This is a genomic window from Sphingomonas sp., assembly GCF_023266535.1.
Classification (GTDB): domain Bacteria; phylum Pseudomonadota; class Alphaproteobacteria; order Sphingomonadales; family Sphingomonadaceae; genus Sphingomicrobium.
Map to the genome: position 1 here is coordinate 39,549 of NZ_JAHFPY010000002.1, position 17,718 is coordinate 57,266.

The 17,718-nt window shown below is 64.7% G+C and carries 19 protein-coding genes; 8 read left to right on the forward strand and 11 right to left on the reverse strand.

Annotated elements, in window-relative coordinates; translation table 11 throughout:
- Nucleotides 1-94: 94 nt before the first annotated feature.
- Nucleotides 95-1,237: an N-acetyltransferase gene (locus Q0C64_RS00230; RefSeq protein WP_294119970.1), complete on the forward strand. Its 1,143-nt coding sequence runs from the start codon at nt 95-97 to the stop codon at nt 1,235-1,237.
- 7 nt (nt 1,238-1,244) lie between these two features.
- On the opposite strand, the gene Q0C64_RS00235 is transcribed toward Q0C64_RS00230, so the two are convergent.
- Entirely contained in the window at nt 1,245-1,673 is a 429-nt protein-coding gene (locus Q0C64_RS00235; RefSeq protein ID WP_294119971.1) for an Lrp/AsnC family transcriptional regulator, read from the reverse strand.
- A gap of 92 nt (nt 1,674-1,765) precedes the next feature.
- Between Q0C64_RS00235 and Q0C64_RS00240 the strand changes: the two genes are divergently transcribed.
- On the forward strand, nt 1,766-2,323 hold the full coding sequence (locus Q0C64_RS00240) for an isochorismatase family protein (RefSeq protein WP_294119972.1): 558 nt from the start codon (nt 1,766-1,768) through the stop codon (nt 2,321-2,323).
- Here the strand turns inward: Q0C64_RS00240 and xth are convergent.
- The 3 genes from xth to Q0C64_RS00255 are packed head-to-tail and all read right to left on the reverse strand — an operon-like array spanning nt 2,320 to nt 4,438.
- Complete coding sequence (gene xth, locus Q0C64_RS00245) at nt 2,320-3,093, reverse strand: exodeoxyribonuclease III (RefSeq protein WP_294119973.1); 774 nt, start codon at nt 3,091-3,093, stop codon at nt 2,320-2,322. The two genes, Q0C64_RS00240 and xth, sit on opposite strands and share 4 nt — an antisense overlap.
- A 30-nt stretch (nt 3,094-3,123) precedes the next feature.
- A complete protein-coding gene (locus Q0C64_RS00250) occupies nt 3,124-3,441 on the reverse strand; it encodes an iron-sulfur cluster assembly accessory protein (RefSeq protein ID WP_294120044.1) in 318 nt (105 codons plus the stop codon).
- Between the two features lie 43 nt (nt 3,442-3,484).
- Nucleotides 3,485-4,438, reverse strand: coding sequence for a M23 family metallopeptidase (locus Q0C64_RS00255; protein ID WP_294119974.1), 954 nt, complete (start codon nt 4,436-4,438; stop codon nt 3,485-3,487).
- Nucleotides 4,439-4,820: 382 nt separating this feature from the next.
- On the opposite strand from Q0C64_RS00255, the gene Q0C64_RS00260 reads away from it, so the two are divergent.
- Both Q0C64_RS00260 and serA read left to right on the forward strand, forming a co-directional pair.
- On the forward strand, nt 4,821-5,945 hold the full coding sequence (locus tag Q0C64_RS00260; protein WP_294119976.1) for a phosphoserine transaminase: 1,125 nt from the start codon (nt 4,821-4,823) through the stop codon (nt 5,943-5,945).
- Nucleotides 5,942-7,522 (forward strand): phosphoglycerate dehydrogenase, encoded by a 1,581-nt coding sequence (gene serA / locus Q0C64_RS00265; RefSeq protein WP_294119978.1) that lies wholly within the window; start codon nt 5,942-5,944, stop codon nt 7,520-7,522. Before Q0C64_RS00260 ends, serA begins: the two co-directional genes overlap by 4 nt.
- A gap of 106 nt (nt 7,523-7,628) precedes the next feature.
- On the opposite strand, the gene Q0C64_RS00270 is transcribed toward serA, so the two are convergent.
- Both Q0C64_RS00270 and Q0C64_RS00275 read right to left on the reverse strand, forming a co-directional pair.
- Nucleotides 7,629-8,027 carry a hypothetical protein gene (locus Q0C64_RS00270; protein WP_294119979.1) on the reverse strand — a complete coding sequence of 133 codons (399 nt, stop codon included), beginning with the start codon at nt 8,025-8,027 and terminating at the stop codon, nt 7,629-7,631.
- Nucleotides 8,028-8,213: 186 nt separating this feature from the next.
- Complete coding sequence (locus tag Q0C64_RS00275) at nt 8,214-9,203, reverse strand: alpha/beta hydrolase (protein WP_294119980.1); 990 nt, start codon at nt 9,201-9,203, stop codon at nt 8,214-8,216.
- Nucleotides 9,204-9,291: 88 nt separating this feature from the next.
- On the opposite strand from Q0C64_RS00275, the gene Q0C64_RS00280 reads away from it, so the two are divergent.
- Nucleotides 9,292-10,581, forward strand: a complete 1,290-nt coding sequence (locus tag Q0C64_RS00280; RefSeq protein ID WP_294119981.1) for an adenylosuccinate synthase — start codon at nt 9,292-9,294, stop codon at nt 10,579-10,581.
- Here the strand turns inward: Q0C64_RS00280 and Q0C64_RS00285 are convergent.
- Genes Q0C64_RS00285 through Q0C64_RS00300 form a run of 4 tightly spaced genes read right to left on the reverse strand, consistent with a single transcriptional unit; the run spans nt 10,578 to nt 13,662 of the window.
- A complete protein-coding gene (locus tag Q0C64_RS00285) occupies nt 10,578-10,832 on the reverse strand; it encodes an acylphosphatase (RefSeq protein ID WP_294119983.1) in 255 nt (84 codons plus the stop codon). The two genes, Q0C64_RS00280 and Q0C64_RS00285, sit on opposite strands and share 4 nt — an antisense overlap.
- A gap of 22 nt (nt 10,833-10,854) precedes the next feature.
- A complete protein-coding gene (gene fabI, locus Q0C64_RS00290) occupies nt 10,855-11,658 on the reverse strand; it encodes an enoyl-ACP reductase FabI (RefSeq protein ID WP_294119984.1) in 804 nt (267 codons plus the stop codon).
- Between the two features lie 3 nt (nt 11,659-11,661).
- On the reverse strand, nt 11,662-12,702 hold the full coding sequence (locus Q0C64_RS00295) for a YihY/virulence factor BrkB family protein (RefSeq protein ID WP_294119985.1): 1,041 nt from the start codon (nt 12,700-12,702) through the stop codon (nt 11,662-11,664).
- Nucleotides 12,703-12,711: 9 nt separating this feature from the next.
- Complete coding sequence (locus Q0C64_RS00300) at nt 12,712-13,662, reverse strand: DnaJ C-terminal domain-containing protein (RefSeq protein ID WP_294119986.1); 951 nt, start codon at nt 13,660-13,662, stop codon at nt 12,712-12,714.
- A gap of 101 nt (nt 13,663-13,763) precedes the next feature.
- Between Q0C64_RS00300 and pdxH the strand changes: the two genes are divergently transcribed.
- Genes pdxH through Q0C64_RS00315 form a run of 3 tightly spaced genes read left to right on the forward strand, consistent with a single transcriptional unit; the run spans nt 13,764 to nt 16,104 of the window.
- Nucleotides 13,764-14,342: a pyridoxamine 5'-phosphate oxidase gene (gene pdxH / locus Q0C64_RS00305; protein WP_294119987.1), complete on the forward strand. Its 579-nt coding sequence runs from the start codon at nt 13,764-13,766 to the stop codon at nt 14,340-14,342.
- Nucleotides 14,339-15,316: a cation diffusion facilitator family transporter gene (locus Q0C64_RS00310; RefSeq protein WP_294119989.1), complete on the forward strand. Its 978-nt coding sequence runs from the start codon at nt 14,339-14,341 to the stop codon at nt 15,314-15,316. Before pdxH ends, Q0C64_RS00310 begins: the two co-directional genes overlap by 4 nt.
- Nucleotides 15,313-16,104 (forward strand): PhzF family phenazine biosynthesis protein, encoded by a 792-nt coding sequence (locus tag Q0C64_RS00315; protein ID WP_294119990.1) that lies wholly within the window; start codon nt 15,313-15,315, stop codon nt 16,102-16,104. Before Q0C64_RS00310 ends, Q0C64_RS00315 begins: the two co-directional genes overlap by 4 nt.
- On the opposite strand, the gene Q0C64_RS00320 is transcribed toward Q0C64_RS00315, so the two are convergent.
- Nucleotides 16,101-17,705, reverse strand: coding sequence for a GMC family oxidoreductase (locus Q0C64_RS00320; RefSeq protein WP_294119993.1), 1,605 nt, complete (start codon nt 17,703-17,705; stop codon nt 16,101-16,103). The genes Q0C64_RS00315 and Q0C64_RS00320 overlap by 4 nt on opposite strands.
- Between the last annotated feature and the right edge of the window lie 13 nt (nt 17,706-17,718).

Genomic DNA, 17,718 nt, shown 5'->3' on the forward strand with positions numbered 1-17,718 from the left:
ATGGGCCACTTGCAGGAGATAGTGGCACCATCGTGGCGGGTGAAGGGCTGTCCTGCCGCTGGCGCTTGGCCGCCTTAGCCGCTAGCGGTCGTCCATGGCCTCCTCCCCCATCACCATCCGCCCGGTCAGGACCGGGTCCGACCGCAAGACCTTCGTCGACTTCGCCTGGGAAGTTTACCGGGACGATCCCTGCTGGGTGCCGCCGCTCAAGGACGAGGTCCACGGGCTGCTCAATCCCAGGAAGAACCCCTGGTTCGGGCATGGCCGGGCCGAACTGTGGCTGGCGGAGCGAGACGGCAAGACCGTCGGCCGGATCAGCGCCCAGGTCGACGATCTGGTCCAGGTCCACATGGAACCGGGGACCGGCCAATGGGGGATGTTCGAGGCGCTCGATGGCGAGGCCGCGGCGGTGCTGATCGCGACTGCGGAAGAGTGGCTGCGCGGTCAGGGCATGACCAAGGCAATCGGGCCAATCTCCATCTCCATCTGGGACGAGCCCGGCCTGCTGATCCAGGGCTTTGACGAACCGCCGCTGGTGATGATGGGGCATCATCGGCCGGAATATCGGGCCTGGGTCGAGGCGGCCGGATATGGCAAGGCCAAGGACCTTTACACGTTCGAGCTGGATATCAGGATCGACATGCTTCCGGTGATCGACCGGCTGATCAGGGCCGGCGAGGCCAATCCGCGCATTCGCATCCGCAATGTCGACAAGTCGAACTTTGCCCGGGATTCGGCGATCATCCTGGATATTTTGAACGACGCCTGGTCGGACAATTGGGGGTTCGTCCCGCTGACCGATGCCGAGATCGCCTATGCCGGCAAGAAGCTGAAGCCGATCATCGTCGAGGATCTGGTCAAGATCGCCGAGGTCGACGGTGAGCCGGTCGCGTTCATGATGACCATCCCCGATCTGAACGAGATGATCCGCGACCTGAACGGCAGCCTGTTCCCATTCGGCTGGGCGAAGCTGCTGTGGCGGCTGCGCAAGGTGACGACGCGGCGCGTGCGCGTGCCGCTGATGGGCGTTCGCAAATCGCACCAGCATGGGCGCATGGCCAGCCAGCTGGCCTTCATGCTGATCGAATTCACCCGCCGCGTCTGCGTCGACAAATATGGCATCAACTTTGGCGAGTTCGGCTGGGTCCTCGAGGACAATCAGGGGATGATGTCGATCGCCCAGCTGCCGGGAGCCGGGATCAACCACACCTATCGGATTTACGATAAGGCGCTGTGACCAGCGGTTAACCGAGATGCCGGTCGAGCACGACCGACGTGGATACCGAGGCGACCCCGTCAATCGCGGCAATCGCTGATCGGCTGGCTTCGAGGCCGGCCATATCGTCGGCATCGATCCGAACAATGAGGTCGGTCGGGCCGGTAACCGAATGGATCATGCCGATTGACGGCACGCGCCGCAGCTTGGGGACAATCTGCGCGCATCGAAATCCGCCTTCGAAGCTGACCATCAGATAAGCCGACTGCGCCGCCCCGGCCTTGGCGCCTTCACGGATCGTGAAGCCATCGATGATGCCCGCGCACTGGAGCTTGGCCAGCCGCTCCTGGGTGGCGCTGCGCGACAGGTTCAGCTCGCGCGCCAGCGTCACGATCGGCAAGCGCGCATCGCGCCGCAGCAGGTCGAGCATTCGTCTATCGCGATCGTCCAACGCCAATTTCCGTCATAATGCCGGCAATTCCGGCATAATGCCCAATGAAACCGGCGGAAGATATGGGCATCTGTGCGTCACACCATGGAGACCGCCAGATGAGCCTCGACCTTGACCGCGCCGTATTGTTGCCGATCGATATGCAGCAAGCGTTCGATGACCCCAAATGGCCGCCCCGCTGGAACGGCCAGATCGACGCCAACGGCCTGGCGCTGATCCGTCACTGGCGCGAGCGGGGCCGGCCGATCATCCACGTCCGGCACGATTCGATTTTCCCCGATTCAACGCTTCACCCGGCCAGCGCCGGGAACCGGCATCGCCCAGGGTTTGAGCCACAAGGCGACGAGCCGCTAGTGACCAAGGGCGTCAACAGCGCCTTCATTGGCACCGACCTCGACCTTCGGCTGAAGCGGTTGGGGGCCCGGCATGTAGTGACCTTCGGCATTTCAACCGACATGTGCGTTTCGACCACCATCCGCACCGGGGCCAACATGGGCTGGGACATGATCCTGGCGGACGATGCGAGCGACTGCTTCGAGCTGCCTGACGCCAACGGCAAGATCATTCCGGCCAAAGCGATTCAAGCCGCCCATGTGGCGACGCTTGGCTTTGAATTCTGTCGGGTGATGAAGACGGGCGAATTGTTGGCGGCTTAGGACAGTTCGATCGCTACCGGCGCGTGGTCGGACGCTTTCTCCTCGCCCCGCGCCCATTTGTGGACCTCGGCGCCGCGCAGCCGGTCGGCCGCCTGCGGCGAGCAAAGCAAATGGTCAATGCGGAAGCCGGCGTCGCGCGGCCAGGCGCCCGCCGTATAATCCCAGAATGTGTAGAGTCGGTCATCGTCCGGGTGCAGCAACCTTAGCGCATCGGTCCAGCCCTGGTTGACGATCCGCCGAAAGGCGGCCTGGCTTTCCGGCTGAAACAGCGCGTTATTGGCCATGGCCCGCCGCGAAAAAGTGTCGCGGTCCTCCGGGATGACATTATAGTCGCCGGCCAGCACCGCCGGCCGCTCCTCGGCGAGGATCGACGCCGCACGCTCCCGCAAGCGGTCCATCCATTTGAGCTTGTAGTCGAACTTCTCGGTGCCGATCGGATTGCCGTTGGGCAGGTAGATCGACGCGACTACCAGGCCGTCGATGTCGGCTTCGATATAGCGGCTGTGGCTGTCGTCGGGATCGCCGGGCAGGCCCAGCTGACGAAGCTCCGGCTGCTTGCCCTTGGCGAGGATGGCGACGCCGTTGAAGCCCTTCTGGACGTGCCACACGGCATGGTAGCCGGCGCCCTCGATCTCGCCGATCGGCAGCGCGTCGTCGGCGCATTTCAATTCCTGGAGGCAGACGATGTCGGGTTGCTCGCGATCGAGATATTCGAGCAGGCGCTGCAGCCGGGCGCGAATGCCGTTGAGGTTGTAGGTGACAAGCTTCACCCCGCTTCCCTAGCGGCGCGTCCGGTTCATTCAAACGCTAAATGAGGAACCGCAACCGCAGCCCGAAGCGGCATTGGGGTTGGTCACCTTGAACGAGGCGCCGCCCAAATCCTCGACATAGTCGACCTCCGAGCCCTGGATGAGATCGAGGCTGACCGGATCGACCACCAGGCTGACCCCGTCGGTCGTCGCGACCTGGTCACCATCTTCCAGCTCGCCAAGCTCGAACTTGTAGGTGAAACCGGCGCAACCGCCTCCGTCGACGGACAGGCGCAGCACCGCCGGCTTGCCCTGCCTGGAGGCAATGAAGGCAACGCGCTTGGCGGCGCTGGGTGAAAGGGAGACCATGTTCACGACCGCGAGATAGGTTCGCGGCGATGCAACGGCAAGCCTAGCGCTTGGCGCCGCTCGGTCCGCCAAGGGCAACCGCATCCATCGAATGGGTGCCGGCGCCGTTCCGCTGCATCGCGATCAGATAGTCGTTCGACTTCATGAACGGGATCGGGTTGACCGCGCTGCCGTCAATCCGGACCTCATAGTGAAGGTGGCTGCCGGTCGAACGGCCGGTCGAGCCCATGCGGGCGATTTGCTGACCGCGAACCACATGCTGGCCGGGGCTGACGAGGATCGCCGAGAGGTGGCCGTAGCGGGTTTCGATACCGCGGCCATGATCGACCTTGATGAGGTTGCCGTAGCCGCCGTTATTCCAGCCAGCCTCCGAGACGGTGCCGTCGGCGGTGGCGTAAATGGCGGTGCCGATCGGCGCGGCGAGATCGATACCCTGGTGACGGGCGGCGCCGCCGCGGAACGGATCGGTGCGCGTGCCATAGCCCGACGTGAATTCGGCGGTACGAACCGGCTTTTCGGAGGGAACCGCGATCGCACCGTCCGCCAGATTGTCGAGCTTCTTCCAGCTGGTGAACAGCGACTTGAAGGTCGGATCGGCCTGGCTGGCGCTGTCGAACGGACCGCCCTGCGCTCCCTTGCCGATGGCGTCGACATAACCAAGCTTGGCGATAATTGCCGGATCGACCTTTTCGCCGGCGATCATCGCGGCGAGAATCCTCTGGCGCTCTTCGATCTGGTGAACGCGCGCTTCGGTCGCCGCGGCGAGGCGGGCAATATCCGAAGAAACGGCCGCCGGAGCGGCCGCGGCTGAAGTCGAAGGAGAGACGAACAGGCGAATTGCCGAGTAAGCCGACCAGGCAAACAGGATCGCCATCACGGCCAGCATGCCGAATTGCACAGGCGCCGAAAGGCGCAGGCGGCGCAAATGATTGCCATCGTGGACAAACAGGTCGCGGGTTTGAAACAACCTCTTCGCTGCGATCGCCGCTTGGGTCATGGCTCCAACTAACTCCTCAAAACACCGCCACCCGGCGCAATTGCACCCGGCCCAAATTCAGTCCGTTAAGGAGCTCCCCAGCCCCGCTTTATCCGGCATGCGATTGCCCTCGCATGTCGAAGGCGTGACACTGGGCCGGAGGAGTTAAGCAATTCAACCTCCGGTTCCCCCTTAAGGGGTGAAGTGCGGGGTCACTGGGACGAACCGTTGCGCGAGGTTGCGTTAGGTTAACAAATTAACCCGAATTTATCGTGAAAATACATCGCACACCCGAATCCTTCGCAGGTGCAAAATTGCCACTAACGGTGGCTGGCGGACCTCGCTAAACCTTGCGGCGGGCCACGCCGTCCCAACGCGGCGCGTGCTCTCTGGAAGGAGAGTTATGTTGACGAACACCCCGCCTGCGGTGCGCCCGTTGCGCCCGCATTTTTCATCCGGTCCCTGCGCCAAGCCGCCGGGCTGGTCTCCCGACAAGATAGACACCCGTATTCTTGGCCGGTCGCATCGCAGCGGCCTTGGCAAGGAACGGCTCAAGCTCGCCATCGACCTGATGCGCGAGATGCTGGCGCTGCCCGATACGCATCGCATCGGCATCGTGCCCGGATCCGACACCGGCGCATTTGAAATGGCGATGTGGACCATGCTGGGCGCGCGGCCGGTGACGACCCTGGCCTGGGAGAGCTTCGGCGAGGGCTGGGTGACCGATGCGGTCAAGCAGCTGAAGCTCGACCCGACCGTGATCCGCGCCGATTATGGCGAGTTGCCCGATCTCAAGCAGGTCGACTGGTCAAACGATGTCCTGTTCACCTGGAACGGTACGACGAGCGGCGTGCGCGTGCCGAACGGCGATTGGATACCGGCCGACCGCGAGGGCCTATCCTTCGCCGATGCGACCAGCGCGGTGTTCGCCTACGACCTGCCGTGGGACAAGATCGATGTCGCCACCTTCAGCTGGCAAAAGGTGCTGGGCGGCGAAGGCGGCCATGGTGTGCTGATCCTCGGCCCCCGCGCGGTCGGGCGACTGGAGAGCTACACGCCCGACCGGCCGCTGCCGAAGATCTTCCGCCTCACAAAGGGTGGAAAGCTGATCGAAGGCATCTTCACCGGCGAGACGATCAATACCCCGTCGATGCTGGCGGTCGAGGACGCGATTGTCGCGCTGGAATGGGCGCGCTCCGTCGGCGGGTTCGAGGGGCTGAAGGCCCGGACCGAAGCGAACGCCGCGGCACTGGACAGGATTGTCGAAGGCCGCAACTGGCTTGGCTACCTCGCACAACGCCCTGAAATCCGGTCGAAAACCAGCGTCTGCCTGACCGTCGACGGCGCCGACAATGACTTCATCAAGCGTTTCGCCAAGCTGATCGAAGTCGAGGACGCCGCATACGACATCGCCGGCTACCGCGACGCCCCGCCGGGCCTCCGCATCTGGTGCGGGGCGACCGTCGACACCGCCGACATCGAGGCCCTCGGGCCATGGCTCGACTGGGCCTGGGAGCAACTAAAATGACTGTGCGCGTACTTATTTCAGACAAGATGGACCCGAGGGCCGCGGCCATCTTCCGCGAGCGGGGGATCGAGGTCGACGAGATCGCCGGCCAGACGCCGGACGAGCTGAAGGCGATCATCGGCAACTATGACGGCCTCGCAATCCGCTCGGCGACCAAGGTCACCAAGGCGCTGCTCGATGCGGCGGACAATCTGAAGGTCGTCGGCCGGGCCGGGATCGGGGTGGACAATGTCGATATCCCCGCCGCCACCGCGCGCGGCGTGGTGGTGATGAACACGCCGTTCGGCAATTCGATTACCACCGCCGAGCATGCCATTGCGCTGATGTTCGCGCTCGCCCGCCAGCTGCCCGAGGCCGACGCCTCAACCCAGGCCGGCAAGTGGGAGAAGAACCGCTTCATGGGCGTCGAGGTGACCGGCAAGACGCTCGGCCTGATCGGCTGCGGCAATATCGGATCGATCGTCGCGACGCGGGCGCTGGGCCTCAAGATGAGGGTTGCGGCGTTCGACCCCTTCCTGACGCCGGAGCGGGCGGTTGAATTGGGGGTCGACAAGGCCGAACTGGACGAGCTGCTGCGGCGCGCCGACTTCATCACCCTGCACACGCCGCTGACCGACCAGACGCGCAATATCCTGAGCCGCGAGAATCTGGCGAAGACCAAGCCGGGCGTCCGCATCATCAATTGCGCGCGCGGCGGGCTGATCGACGAGCAGGCGCTCAAGGAAGCGCTCGACAGCGGCCATGTCGCGGGCGCGGCGTTGGACGTGTTCGTGACCGAGCCGGCCACCGCCTCGCCCCTGTTCGGAACGCCCAATTTCATCTCCACCCCGCACCTCGGCGCCTCGACCAGCGAGGCGCAGGTCAATGTCGCGATCCAGGTGGCCGAGCAGATAGCCGACTATCTGCTGCTCAGCGGGGTGACCAACGCGGTCAACATGCCGTCACTGTCGGCCGAGGAGGCGCCGCGGCTCAAGCCCTATATGGCGCTGGCCGAGAAGCTGGGGAAACTGGCCGGGCAGATCCTGGGCGAGGACGTCCGCGCGGTCTCGGTCGAGGTCGAGGGCGCGGCGGCCCAGCTGAACCAGAAGCCGATCACCGGCGCGGTGCTGGCCGGGCTGATGGGCACCTATTCGCAGACGGTGAACATGGTCAACGCGCCCTTCCTGGCCAAGGAACGCGGGCTCGACGTGCGTGAGGTCCGCCACGACCGCGAGGGCGATTATCACACGCTGGTGGCGGTTGAGGTCGGGACGTCCAAGGGTCCGGTGCGGGTCGCTGGAACCCTGTTCGGCAACAAGGCGCCGCGGCTGGTTGAGCTGTTCGGGGTCGAGGTCGAGGCCGAGCTGCAGGGCACGATGATCTACATCGTCAACACCGACACGCCGGGCTTCATCGGCCGGCTCGGCACCGCGTTGGGCGAAGCCGGGATCAACATCGCCACCTTCAACCTCGGCCGCCGCGAGGCGCTGGGCGAGGCAGTCGCACTGATCGCGGTCGATGGCGACGTTCCGGTGGAGGTGGTTGCCAGGCTGGCGAAGCTGGAAGGTGTCCGCGACGTAGTGCCGCTGCGGTTCTAACTGCGGAAAGCAAGCTTTCGACCCATTGCGGACATTAGGCGCGCTCGCGGCTATCACAGAGAAACCTTGATAGCGCGGCGCGAGTCAGGAACCTAAGCGAGACAATTCAGATCACACGTTTGAAGGGGTATTTGTCGCACGAAAAGGTCGCCTCCATGCTATGCTGCTTCACCACGTTGCCTTGGGTCTCCGTGCCAAATCCTTTGCCTTTTGCGATGCCGGAAACGCGGTTGACTGTGACATCGAACTCTACAGTGGATTTGCGACCAGACTCCGTTCTTTCGTGCGCCGTGCGGATGCGGATGTGATAGGGCTTGATCTCGACACTGCAAGACGTGGCGCCTTCACAGACTGACTTCCCGTTGTGGAAAATCTGCTCGCTGGCGGGTGCTGACTCATCCACAATCCACGTAAAGGACTCAGAATGAGATCGGCCATCGTCTTCAGTCGCGGTTCCCTGACACGAGATTTCGTATCTCTTCGCGTCGCCAGGTTCCTCGCCCACCGCCGTAGCAGGCAACGAAACTAAGATTAGCCCAAGCAGATACGCACGCCTCATTTTTCCGACCCTCCCCCGGCCTCGATAGAGTTACACTGGTCGACGTGAGATATTTGATTTCGTGCCGCAGTAAAGTCCTTGGAGAGGACTGATCGGCGCGTCCGGTTTCCACCCATTCCGGCCATTAGCTTACTAACGCGCTCCATCTAAGAACTGCTCCACCTGCTCCGTCGCGAAGTCGCCGGCCTCGCCCAGCCCCTTGTTGAGCGAGCCGTGGCTTTCGTCGGGGACCGCGACGACAGTGGCGCTGGCGCCGGCGCGGTTTAGGGCATCGGCCAGTCCCTTCGACTGCGCCTGGCTGTCCTGGCGGCGCTCGATCGGGAGGATCAGCCAGCGCGCGACATTGGGCGCTTCCGCGTGACGCGTCGGCGACAGCGCGGCCTGGCGCTGGGGGTCCTTGGTGAACGCCGCCTCGTACATCGGCTTGACGATGTTCATCTCGGCGCTGGCCTGGGTCGGCACGTCATAACCCGCGCCGTCGAGCAGCACGACTCCCTTCACCGCGCCCATCGGCACGCTGGCGGCCTTGAGATATTGCGGGTCGGTGCCGACCAGCGCGACGAGATGCGCGCCGGCGCTATGGCCCATCAGCACGATCCGGTCGGGATCGAGGCCTTCCCTCGCCGCATTGGCACGGAGCCAGGCGATGGCGCTGGCGACGTCGGCGGCCTGCTGCTCGACCGTCGCCTGCGGCACCAGCCGATAATTGGCGCTGGCGAAGGCCCAGCCCTGCCCATTGGCCCATTTCGCCTTTTCTCCGGCGGCGTGGGCCTTGTCGCCGATCGACCAGCCGCCGCCATGGACGAACAGCAGTACCGGCGCCCTGGTGATGCCGGCCGGCTTGACCAGGTCGAGCCGCTGCTTGGGATCCGTGCCGAAGGCATGTTCGACCGTGCCCGGAGCTGGCGGATAGGCCTCCGCCGCGCGATCGCCGATCGCCTTGCGGCAAGGATCGCTCAATTTGGGCAGCGCGGTCATGATGCACTGGCGGAGGCCACCTTCCGCGCCCCGGCATAGCTGCATGATTTCCTGCCGGCATTCGGCCGGAAGCCGCTCGCGCTGGGCGAGCGCCATCCCGCCCAACGCAATCACACCAAGCATCGCAACCAACATCCACCGCATTTCAGCCTCCCAAGCTGGACGGTTCGCACTTCAATCAATAGGAGGCGCGCTGAACCGCGGCTGACCGCTTCTGGTTAAGGAATTTCGCTTGGGCAACGTCACCGTCATCGGCGCGCAGTGGGGCGACGAGGGCAAGGGCAAGATCGTCGACTGGCTGGCCAGCCGGGCGGACATGGTCGTCCGTTTCCAGGGCGGTCATAACGCCGGACACACGCTGGTCGTTGGCAACGAAACCTACAAGCTGTCGCTGCTCCCCTCCGGCATCGTGCGCGGCACGCCATCGGTGATCGGCAATGGCGTGGTGCTCGACCCCTGGGCATTGAAGGCCGAGATCGAGAAGATCGCGGCGCAAGGGCTCAAAATCACGCCGGACGTGCTGATGATCGCCGAGACCTGCCCGCTGATCCTGCCGATCCACCGCGACCTGGACGCGCTGCGCGAAGACGCCTCGGGCGCCGGCAAGATCGGCACCACCCGGCGCGGGATCGGCCCGGCCTATGAGGACAAGGTCGGCCGCCGCGCGATCCGCGTCTGCGACCTGGCGCACCTCGACGACCTCGATCCTTTGCTCGATCGCCTGTGCGCCCACCACGACCACCTCCGCGCCGGCTTTGGGCGCGAGCCGGTCGACCGGGCGAGGCTGCGCCGCGACCTCGAGGGGATCGCCGATTTCGTGCTGCCCTTCGCCAAGCCGGTGTGGCGCGACCTCGACGAGGCGCGCCGACGCGGCCGCCGCATCCTGTTCGAGGGCGCGCAAGGCGTGCTGCTCGACGTCGACCATGGCACTTATCCGTTCGTCACTTCTTCCAACACGGTGGCGGGGACCACCGGAGCAGGCAGCGGCATGGGACCGGGCGCGGCGGGCTTCGTGCTCGGCATCGTCAAGGCTTACACGACCCGGGTCGGCTCCGGCCCCTTCCCGACCGAGCTGGAGGACGAGGTCGGCCAGCGGCTGGGCGAGCGGGGCCATGAGTTCGGCACGGTGACGGGCCGCCAGCGGCGCTGCGGCTGGTTCGATGCCGTGCTGGTCCGTCAGTCGGCTGCGGTCAGCGGCATCACCGGCATTGCGTTGACCAAGATCGACGTGCTCGACGGGATGGAGACGGTGAAGATCTGCACCGGCTACCGGATCGGCGATAGGACCTACGATTATCTTCCGTCGCACAGCGCCGACCAGGCGCGGGCCGAGCCCGTCTATGAGGAGATGGACGGCTGGAGCGGGACCACCGCCGGCGCGCGCAGCTGGGCCGATCTGCCCGCCCAGGCGATCAAATATGTCCGCCGCATCGAGGAATTGATCCGCTGCCCGGTGGCGCTGGTGTCAACCTCGCCGCAGCGTGACGACACGATCCTGGTGAGCGACCCGTTTACCGCCTAATGGCGGACTTCAAATTCGAGACTTGGCCCCAGCTCGGCCGTTTCCTCGACCACCTCATCGACCACCGCTGACGGCGGGCCGCGGTGCAGCAGCTCGATCAGCCGCTGGACGGCCCAGCGGTCGCCCTGGAGATGTGCTTCGACACTTCCATCCGGGGCGTTGCGCACCCAGCCATTGACGCCGAGCGCTTTGGCCTGCTCCGCCGTCCAGGCGCGGAAGAAGACTCCCTGCACCCGCCCTGTGATGGTCACATGGCGAGCGACGTGCGACACTTTATTCCAGCGTCATGTCGGGCGCGTCCTCGGCCTTCATCCCGACCACATTATAGCCGGCGTCGACATGGTGGATCTCTCCGGTGACGCCGGACGAGAGGTCGCTGAGCAGGTAGAGCCCGGCGCCGCCGACATCCTCGATCGTGACATTGCGGCGCAGCGGCGAATTATATTCATTCCACTTCATGATGTAGCGGAAGTCGCCGATGCCCGACGCGGCGAGCGTCTTGATCGGCCCGGCGCTGATCGCATTGACCCGTATTCCTTCGGGGCCGAGGTCGGCGGCGAGATATTTGACCGAGGTCTCGAGCGCGGCCTTGGCGACGCCCATCACATTGTAATGGGGGATGACCTTTTCCGCGCCATAGTAGGACAGGGTCAGCAGCGATCCGCCCGCTTTCATCATGGCTCGCGCCCGCTGGGCGACGGCGACGAAGCTGTAAACCGAGATGTTCATGGTCATCAGGAAATTGTCGAGGCTGGTGTCGACATAGCCACCGCGGAGTTCGTTCTTGTCGGAAAAGCCGATCGCATGGACGACAAAGTCGAGGCTATCCCAGCGCTCCTTGAGCTCGGCGAAAGTGCCATCGAGCATGGCCATGTCGCTGACGTCGCAATCGACCAGAAGGTCGCTTCCCAGTTGCTCGGCGAGCGGACGAACGCGCTTCTCGAGCGCTTCGCCCTGGTAGCTGAAGGCCAGCTCGGCGCCCTGCTCACGCAACAGCTTGGCGATGCCCCACGCCAGCGACCGGTCGTTGGCGAGCCCCATGATCAACCCGCGCTTGCCCGCCATGATGCCGCTCATCGGCTATTCCCCCTGCTTGCTCGCCCGCCGCCTGGCGGCGGCCGCCTTTTTCTCTTCGGGCGCCGGCTCCTCGACCGGCACTTCGTCTTCGAACGGCCCCTCGTAGTGCTCGCCCTTTAGCGCCTTTCCGCCCGGCTCGACTAGGGCTGCGTTGAGCTCCGCCCCGGCGACTACGCCAAGCCCGGCAAAGAAGAAGAACAGCAGCGCGACCATCACTCCGGCGAGGCTGCCGTAGGTGAGCTCATAACCGCCGAACAGGCCAATCACCCAGGGGAGCAGTTCGACCGTCGCCAGCCACCAGACGGTGGCGATGAGCGCGCCCGGCCATTTGCGGTTCTCGATCGTCCGATAGCGCGCTGGGGTCAGGGCCAGGAAGATAATGTAGAAAGTGGCGAACAAAGTAATCGCCGGCGCGATCCGGTAGAAGCCGAGCCTGCCGACCAACCCTTCCGAAGCCGGGAGCTTGGCAACCAGGAACTGGTGGACCGACGACAGGACGACGGTCGCCGCGAAGGCGGCAAACAGCAGCACCACCGCCCCCAGGATCAAGGCCATCGCCGCGAGCCGGTACTGCCAGAAGCTGGCCGAATATTTGACGCCGTAGGCGCGCCTGAGGATGTCCCGAATGGTTTCGATGAAGCTCGCCGCGGTCCACAGGCCGATGGCGGCGCCGAACCACAACAAGGAGCCATGGCGTCCCTGCAGCACCTCGTCGATCGGTCCGGACAATACGGCGCGGACGGTGGGCGGGAGCCTGCTCAATATGGTCGCCACCGCCAGCTGCGTATCCTGGGTCAGCCCGAAAAAGCGCGCGACGGCGGCCGCCAGGATCATGAACGGGAACAGCGCGAGCAGGGCGAGATAAGCGAGATTGCCGGCGTGGATGAAGCCGTCATCGTAAATGCCGACGGCAACCCGCTTGGCGACAATCAGCGGCTTGATCTCCAGCCTGGCCCGTTCAAGCGCCGCCTTACCGAAGCGCGCTCGCAGCCTTGCCAGCCGCTTGCGCCGTTCTTCGGGCGAATAGGGATGGAGTTCCTTCATCCGACGCGATCAAACTCCAAGCGAAGCGCGCGGGTTGCCGCCCCCGCTCCACCCTTCGACGAACTGCTGGAGCGCTTCGTCGTGCGCCGGCACGTCGATGGCGAGCTCGATGATCTGGTCGCCGCGGCTGCCGTCCTTGGCGGTGAAGCCACGGCCCTTGAGCCGCAACAGCTTGCCCGAGCTCGATCCCTTGGGAATGGTGACCATCACCGGTCCTTCGGCGGTCGGCACTTTGACCTTGGCTCCTTGGACCGCTTCCTTCAGCGTCACCGGCAGGGTCAGGCGAATGTTTTTGCCGTCGCGGACGTAGAAACTGTGCGAGCCAATTTCGACCGTAACGATCGCGTCGCCCTTCCCGCCCGGTCCCTCCTGGCCTTGCCCGGTCAGGCGAATCTTGGTGCCATCCTCGACCCCCTTGGGCAGCTTGAGATCGATGGTCTTGCCGCCGGCCAGCGTAACGCGCTGATCCTTGAGGCAGGCTGCGTCGACGAAGCTGACCTTCAGGCGATAATTTACTTCCGCGCCCTTCTGCGGCGCGCGCGCGCGGCCGAACCCACCGAACGGACCGCCGCCCCCGGCCCCGCGCCGGGCTCCGCCCGAACCGAACAGGCCTTCGAACAAATCTGAAAGGTCGGCCGCGTCAGCGGTAAATCCACCTGGAAATCCTTCCGCTCCGCCCGCGCCACCAGAGCGATGGCCAGCCCCGCTACCGCCAAATCCGCCACCGAATGGCATCCGCGGGTTGCCGTCCTCGTCGATCTCCCCGCGGTCGTAGCGGGCACGCTTGTCCTTGTCGGACAGGAGGTCATAGGCCTGGGTAACCTTGGCGAACCGCTCGGCCGCCTTGGGGTTGTCCTTGTTGCGATCGGGATGCAGCTGCTTGGCCAGGCTGCGATAGGCCTTCTTGATTTCAGCCTCACTCGCCCCGCGCTTGATCCCCAGCTGCTGGTAAAGATCCATATGTCCCTTTCGTCTTGCCAACCCGTTTCCAAGGCCAGCTTGCATCCGTCAAGCACCGCCAACCCTCGACAGCCGATATTCAAGCGGGCAAAGGGCCGCGCATGGCCGACGATCCTTTCGCCCTGTTCGATGCCTGGTACGCCGACGCGAAGGCCGCCGAGATCAATGATCCCGATGCGATGGCCCTGGCGACGGCGACAGCCACGGGAGCACCGTCGGTCAGAATGGTCCTGTTGAAAGGCCATGGCCCGGATGGGTTTGTGTTTTACACCAATGCCGATAGCCGGAAGGGCGGAGAATTGGCGGCCAATGGCCAGGCCTCCTTGCTGTTTCACTGGAAGTCGCTGCGCCGCCAGGTGCGTATCGAAGGCCGGGTCGAGGAGGTCAGCGCCGAGGAGGCCGACGCTTATTTCGCCACGCGAGGCCGGGATTCGCAGATCGGCGCGCACGCATCGGACCAGTCCAGGCCGATGGCTTCACGCGGCGAGTTCCTTGCGAGGGTCGCCAAGGTCGCCGCGCGTTATCTCGTGGGACCAGTGCCCCGTCCTGACCGCTGGACCGGCTTTCGCGTAATGCCTCAGCGGATGGAATTCTGGACCGACCGGGCGCACCGACTCCACGAGCGCCGCCTGTTCGTGCGCGACGGCAGCGGCTGGACCGAAGGATTGTTGTACCCATGAGCGGCGCGCACCATCACCATCATGGGCACAGCCATCACCATGGCCACGCGCATGGCGGCGCCGATCGCGGCACGCTGACTCAGCGAGCCGCGCTAGCGAGCATCTCGATGGCGCTGTTCCTGGTGGTCGTGAAGAGTTACGCCACCTGGGACACCAAATCGGTGGCGATGTTGGGGTCGCTGGCCGACACCACGCTCGACCTGATTGCCAGCCTGATCACCTTCTTCGGCGTCCGCTGGGCGGCGATGCCGGCCGACGAAGAACATCGTTATGGCCATGGCAAGGCCGAGGCACTGGCTGCCCTGATCCAGGTCATCCTGATCACCGTCTCGGCCATGGGCATCATCTGGCGGGCGACCGACCGGCTGATGAGTGGCAAGCCGACCGAGGGGATGGAGCTGGGCATCGGCGTGTCGATCATCGCCATGCTCGCGACCTTCGCCCTGCTAGCCTACCAGCGTCATGTGATCCGGAGGACGGGGTCGGTCGCGATCATGACCGACCATGTCCATTACCAGACCGACGTGCTGCTGAACCTGTCGGTGATCGCAGCACTGGTGCTCGATCAGCTGCTCGGCTGGCGGCTGGCCGATCCACTGTTTGGCTTCGCCATCGCCGGCTGGCTAATGTATGGCGCCTGGGGTGCCGCCAGCCATTCGGTCGACCAGCTGATGGACCGGGAATGGCCCGATCATGAGCGCGAGGCCTTCATTGCAGCGGCGCAGGAGTATCCGGAACTGGCCGGGCTGCACGACCTTCGCACGCGAACCTCGGGAGCGCATCGCTTTGTCCAGTTCCATGTCTGGGTGCCGGGCGACTGGACTGTGGTCGAGGCCCATGAGCGGATGGATGCGGTCGAAGAGAAGTTGCAACAGCGCTTCCCTGCGTGCGAAATCATCATTCACCTCGACCCCGAGGGGCATACCGACCGGCCGGGAATCCTGCCCAAACATCTGACGGAGAGCGCGCGATGACGACGCCCCTACCCCTGTTCCAGGTCGATGCGTTCGCCGAGAAGCCGTTCACCGGCAATCCGGCGGCGGTGATGCCGCTCAACGAATGGCTGCCCGACGAGGTGATGCAGGCGATCGGCGCCGAGAATAACCTCGCGGAAACCGCCTTCACCGTGCCGAGCCAGCACGACGATGCCGATTACGACCTGCGCTGGTTCACGCCGACCGTCGAAATCAAGATGTGCGGCCACGCGACGCTGGGCGCAGCCCATATCCTGCTGCACGGTGAGCGGATCCGCTTTGCCACACAGTCCGGCATACTCACGGTGACGCGGGACGCCGACGATCCGTCCCTGCTGAAGCTCGACATGCCGTCAGCGCCGCCGCAGCCGGGGCCCTTGCCGGAATTGCTTGCCGCGCTGGGCGTCGAGGGCGAGACCTTCATTAGTCGCTCGGGCAACGGCAATGCGGTCGTGCTGCTGGCCGACGAAGCGGCGGTCCGGGCCGTGGCGCCGGATTTCCTGACGCTGAGGAAATTGCCCTATCTGGTGTCGGTGACCGCGCCCGGCGACGAACAGGACGTCGCGAGCCGGGTATTCGCTGCTTACCACGGCATCGACGAGGACCCGGTGACCGGATCGGCCCACACCGCGCTGGTGCCCTTCTGGGCCGAGCGGCTCGGCCGGCACCGCTTCTCCGCGCTTCAGGCGAGCAAGCGGACCGGGCTGATCGACTGCGAGCTCAAGGGCGACCGCGTGGTCCTCGGCGGCCACGCGGTTACCGTGATCGAGGGCTATTTCCAGATCTAACGAGCTGGCCGATCCGAAAGATGATCGGCCAGACGCAGCGCAAGCGCGGCAATGGTCAGGGTCGGGTTGGCCCAGCCGCTAGTCACGAACACCGAGCTGCCGGCGACGTAGAGGTTGGCATAGCCATGCACGCGGCAATTGGCATCGACTACGCCTTGAGCCGGATCATCGCTCATCCGGGTGCCGCCCATCTGGTGGTAATTGGCGATCGGATGGTTGCCGACGGTCAGGTCGATCGGCCACTGCGGGCCGGGTTGGTCCAGCCAGTCGCTGGCGGCCACCGTTCCCAGGCCAAGCCGGCGAAATTCAACGTCGATGACCTCGGCCATGACCTTGGCGGTGTGCTTGTCGATGTCGGTCATGCGCCAGTCGAGATCGGCCCGCTGCTGGCCGAGTGAATCGCGTTCGGCTGACAGGATAACCCGGCTGTCGGGGTTCGGTGCCTGCTCGCCGCGCGTGATCACGTAAAGATCGGTGAGACCCGCCCGGGCCCGCGCTTTTTCGATCGTGTTGCGCACTTCGCGGTGGATCCATGCCCGAACTCCGCGATAGAGTTGGTCGAGCTTCCGGCCGCGGCGTGTCGGCGCCACCGAATGCACCATGCGATGGTAGATCTTGTTGCCCAGGGCGACGCCGCGCGCCGGATCACGCTGCAGCTTGAAGGTGACGATGCTGTTGAGCGCGCCACGATCACGCTGGGCGTCGTCGCCAAGCCTGAGGGCAGGTGCCAGCGGCGGCCCGGCAGGCATGAAACGTTTCTGGAACATGGCCCAGATGTCATAGGCCTTGTCGGTGTTGATCCTGGCGATCCGGCCAGCGGGATGCTCCATGAAGCAACGCCCGACCTGGTCCGCGCTATTGCCGATGCCGTGCGATTCGACATCGTTGGATGCCAGCAACAGCCGGGAGTTTTCGATCGCGCCGCAGGCTAGGATATAGCGACCTGCCCGAACCTTGCGCGTCTCTCCGCCCAACGGCCGCACCTCGACATGGTCGATCGATGCGGCATTGCCCGCCGCCTGCAGCTTGACGACATTGGCATGGAGCAGGACGCGGAGCCTGGGCGACGCAAACATGTCGCCGGCGCGCGACGCCGTAAATCGCTCGCTGACCTCGTCGAAGCGCCATAGCTTGGCGTCAAGCTGTCCAGGCTTAAACCCCGGATCCGTCAGCCCTAGCTCCCGCCATACCTCCTGTTCGTAGTTGAAGTCGCCAATATCAAAGAGCTTGTGGGCCTCGCGATAATGGGGATCCAGATCGGCGCGCGTAATCGGCCAGCCGCTATGCGGCACCCAGTCACGTTTCACGAAATCGATCGAGTCCATCAGCGCGCAACGTCCGCCCCAGATCGCCACCGTGCCGCCGAAGAAGCGCAGCCGGCTATGATCGAGCTCATAATAGGGCATGCCAATATTGGCCCCCTGATAAAGCGCCTGCGTGGCCTCCTCATAATCAAGGCCGCCACTTTCCAGCAGGCAGACCGAATGGCCCTTTTCGACCAGCCGGCGCGCAAGGATAATGCCGGCAGCGCCCGCGCCGACGATGCAAATATCAGACGGCACGTCGGCCGCGCCCGGTTCCTTCCGCAAATCGATCAGCATGCCGGCATCGCGC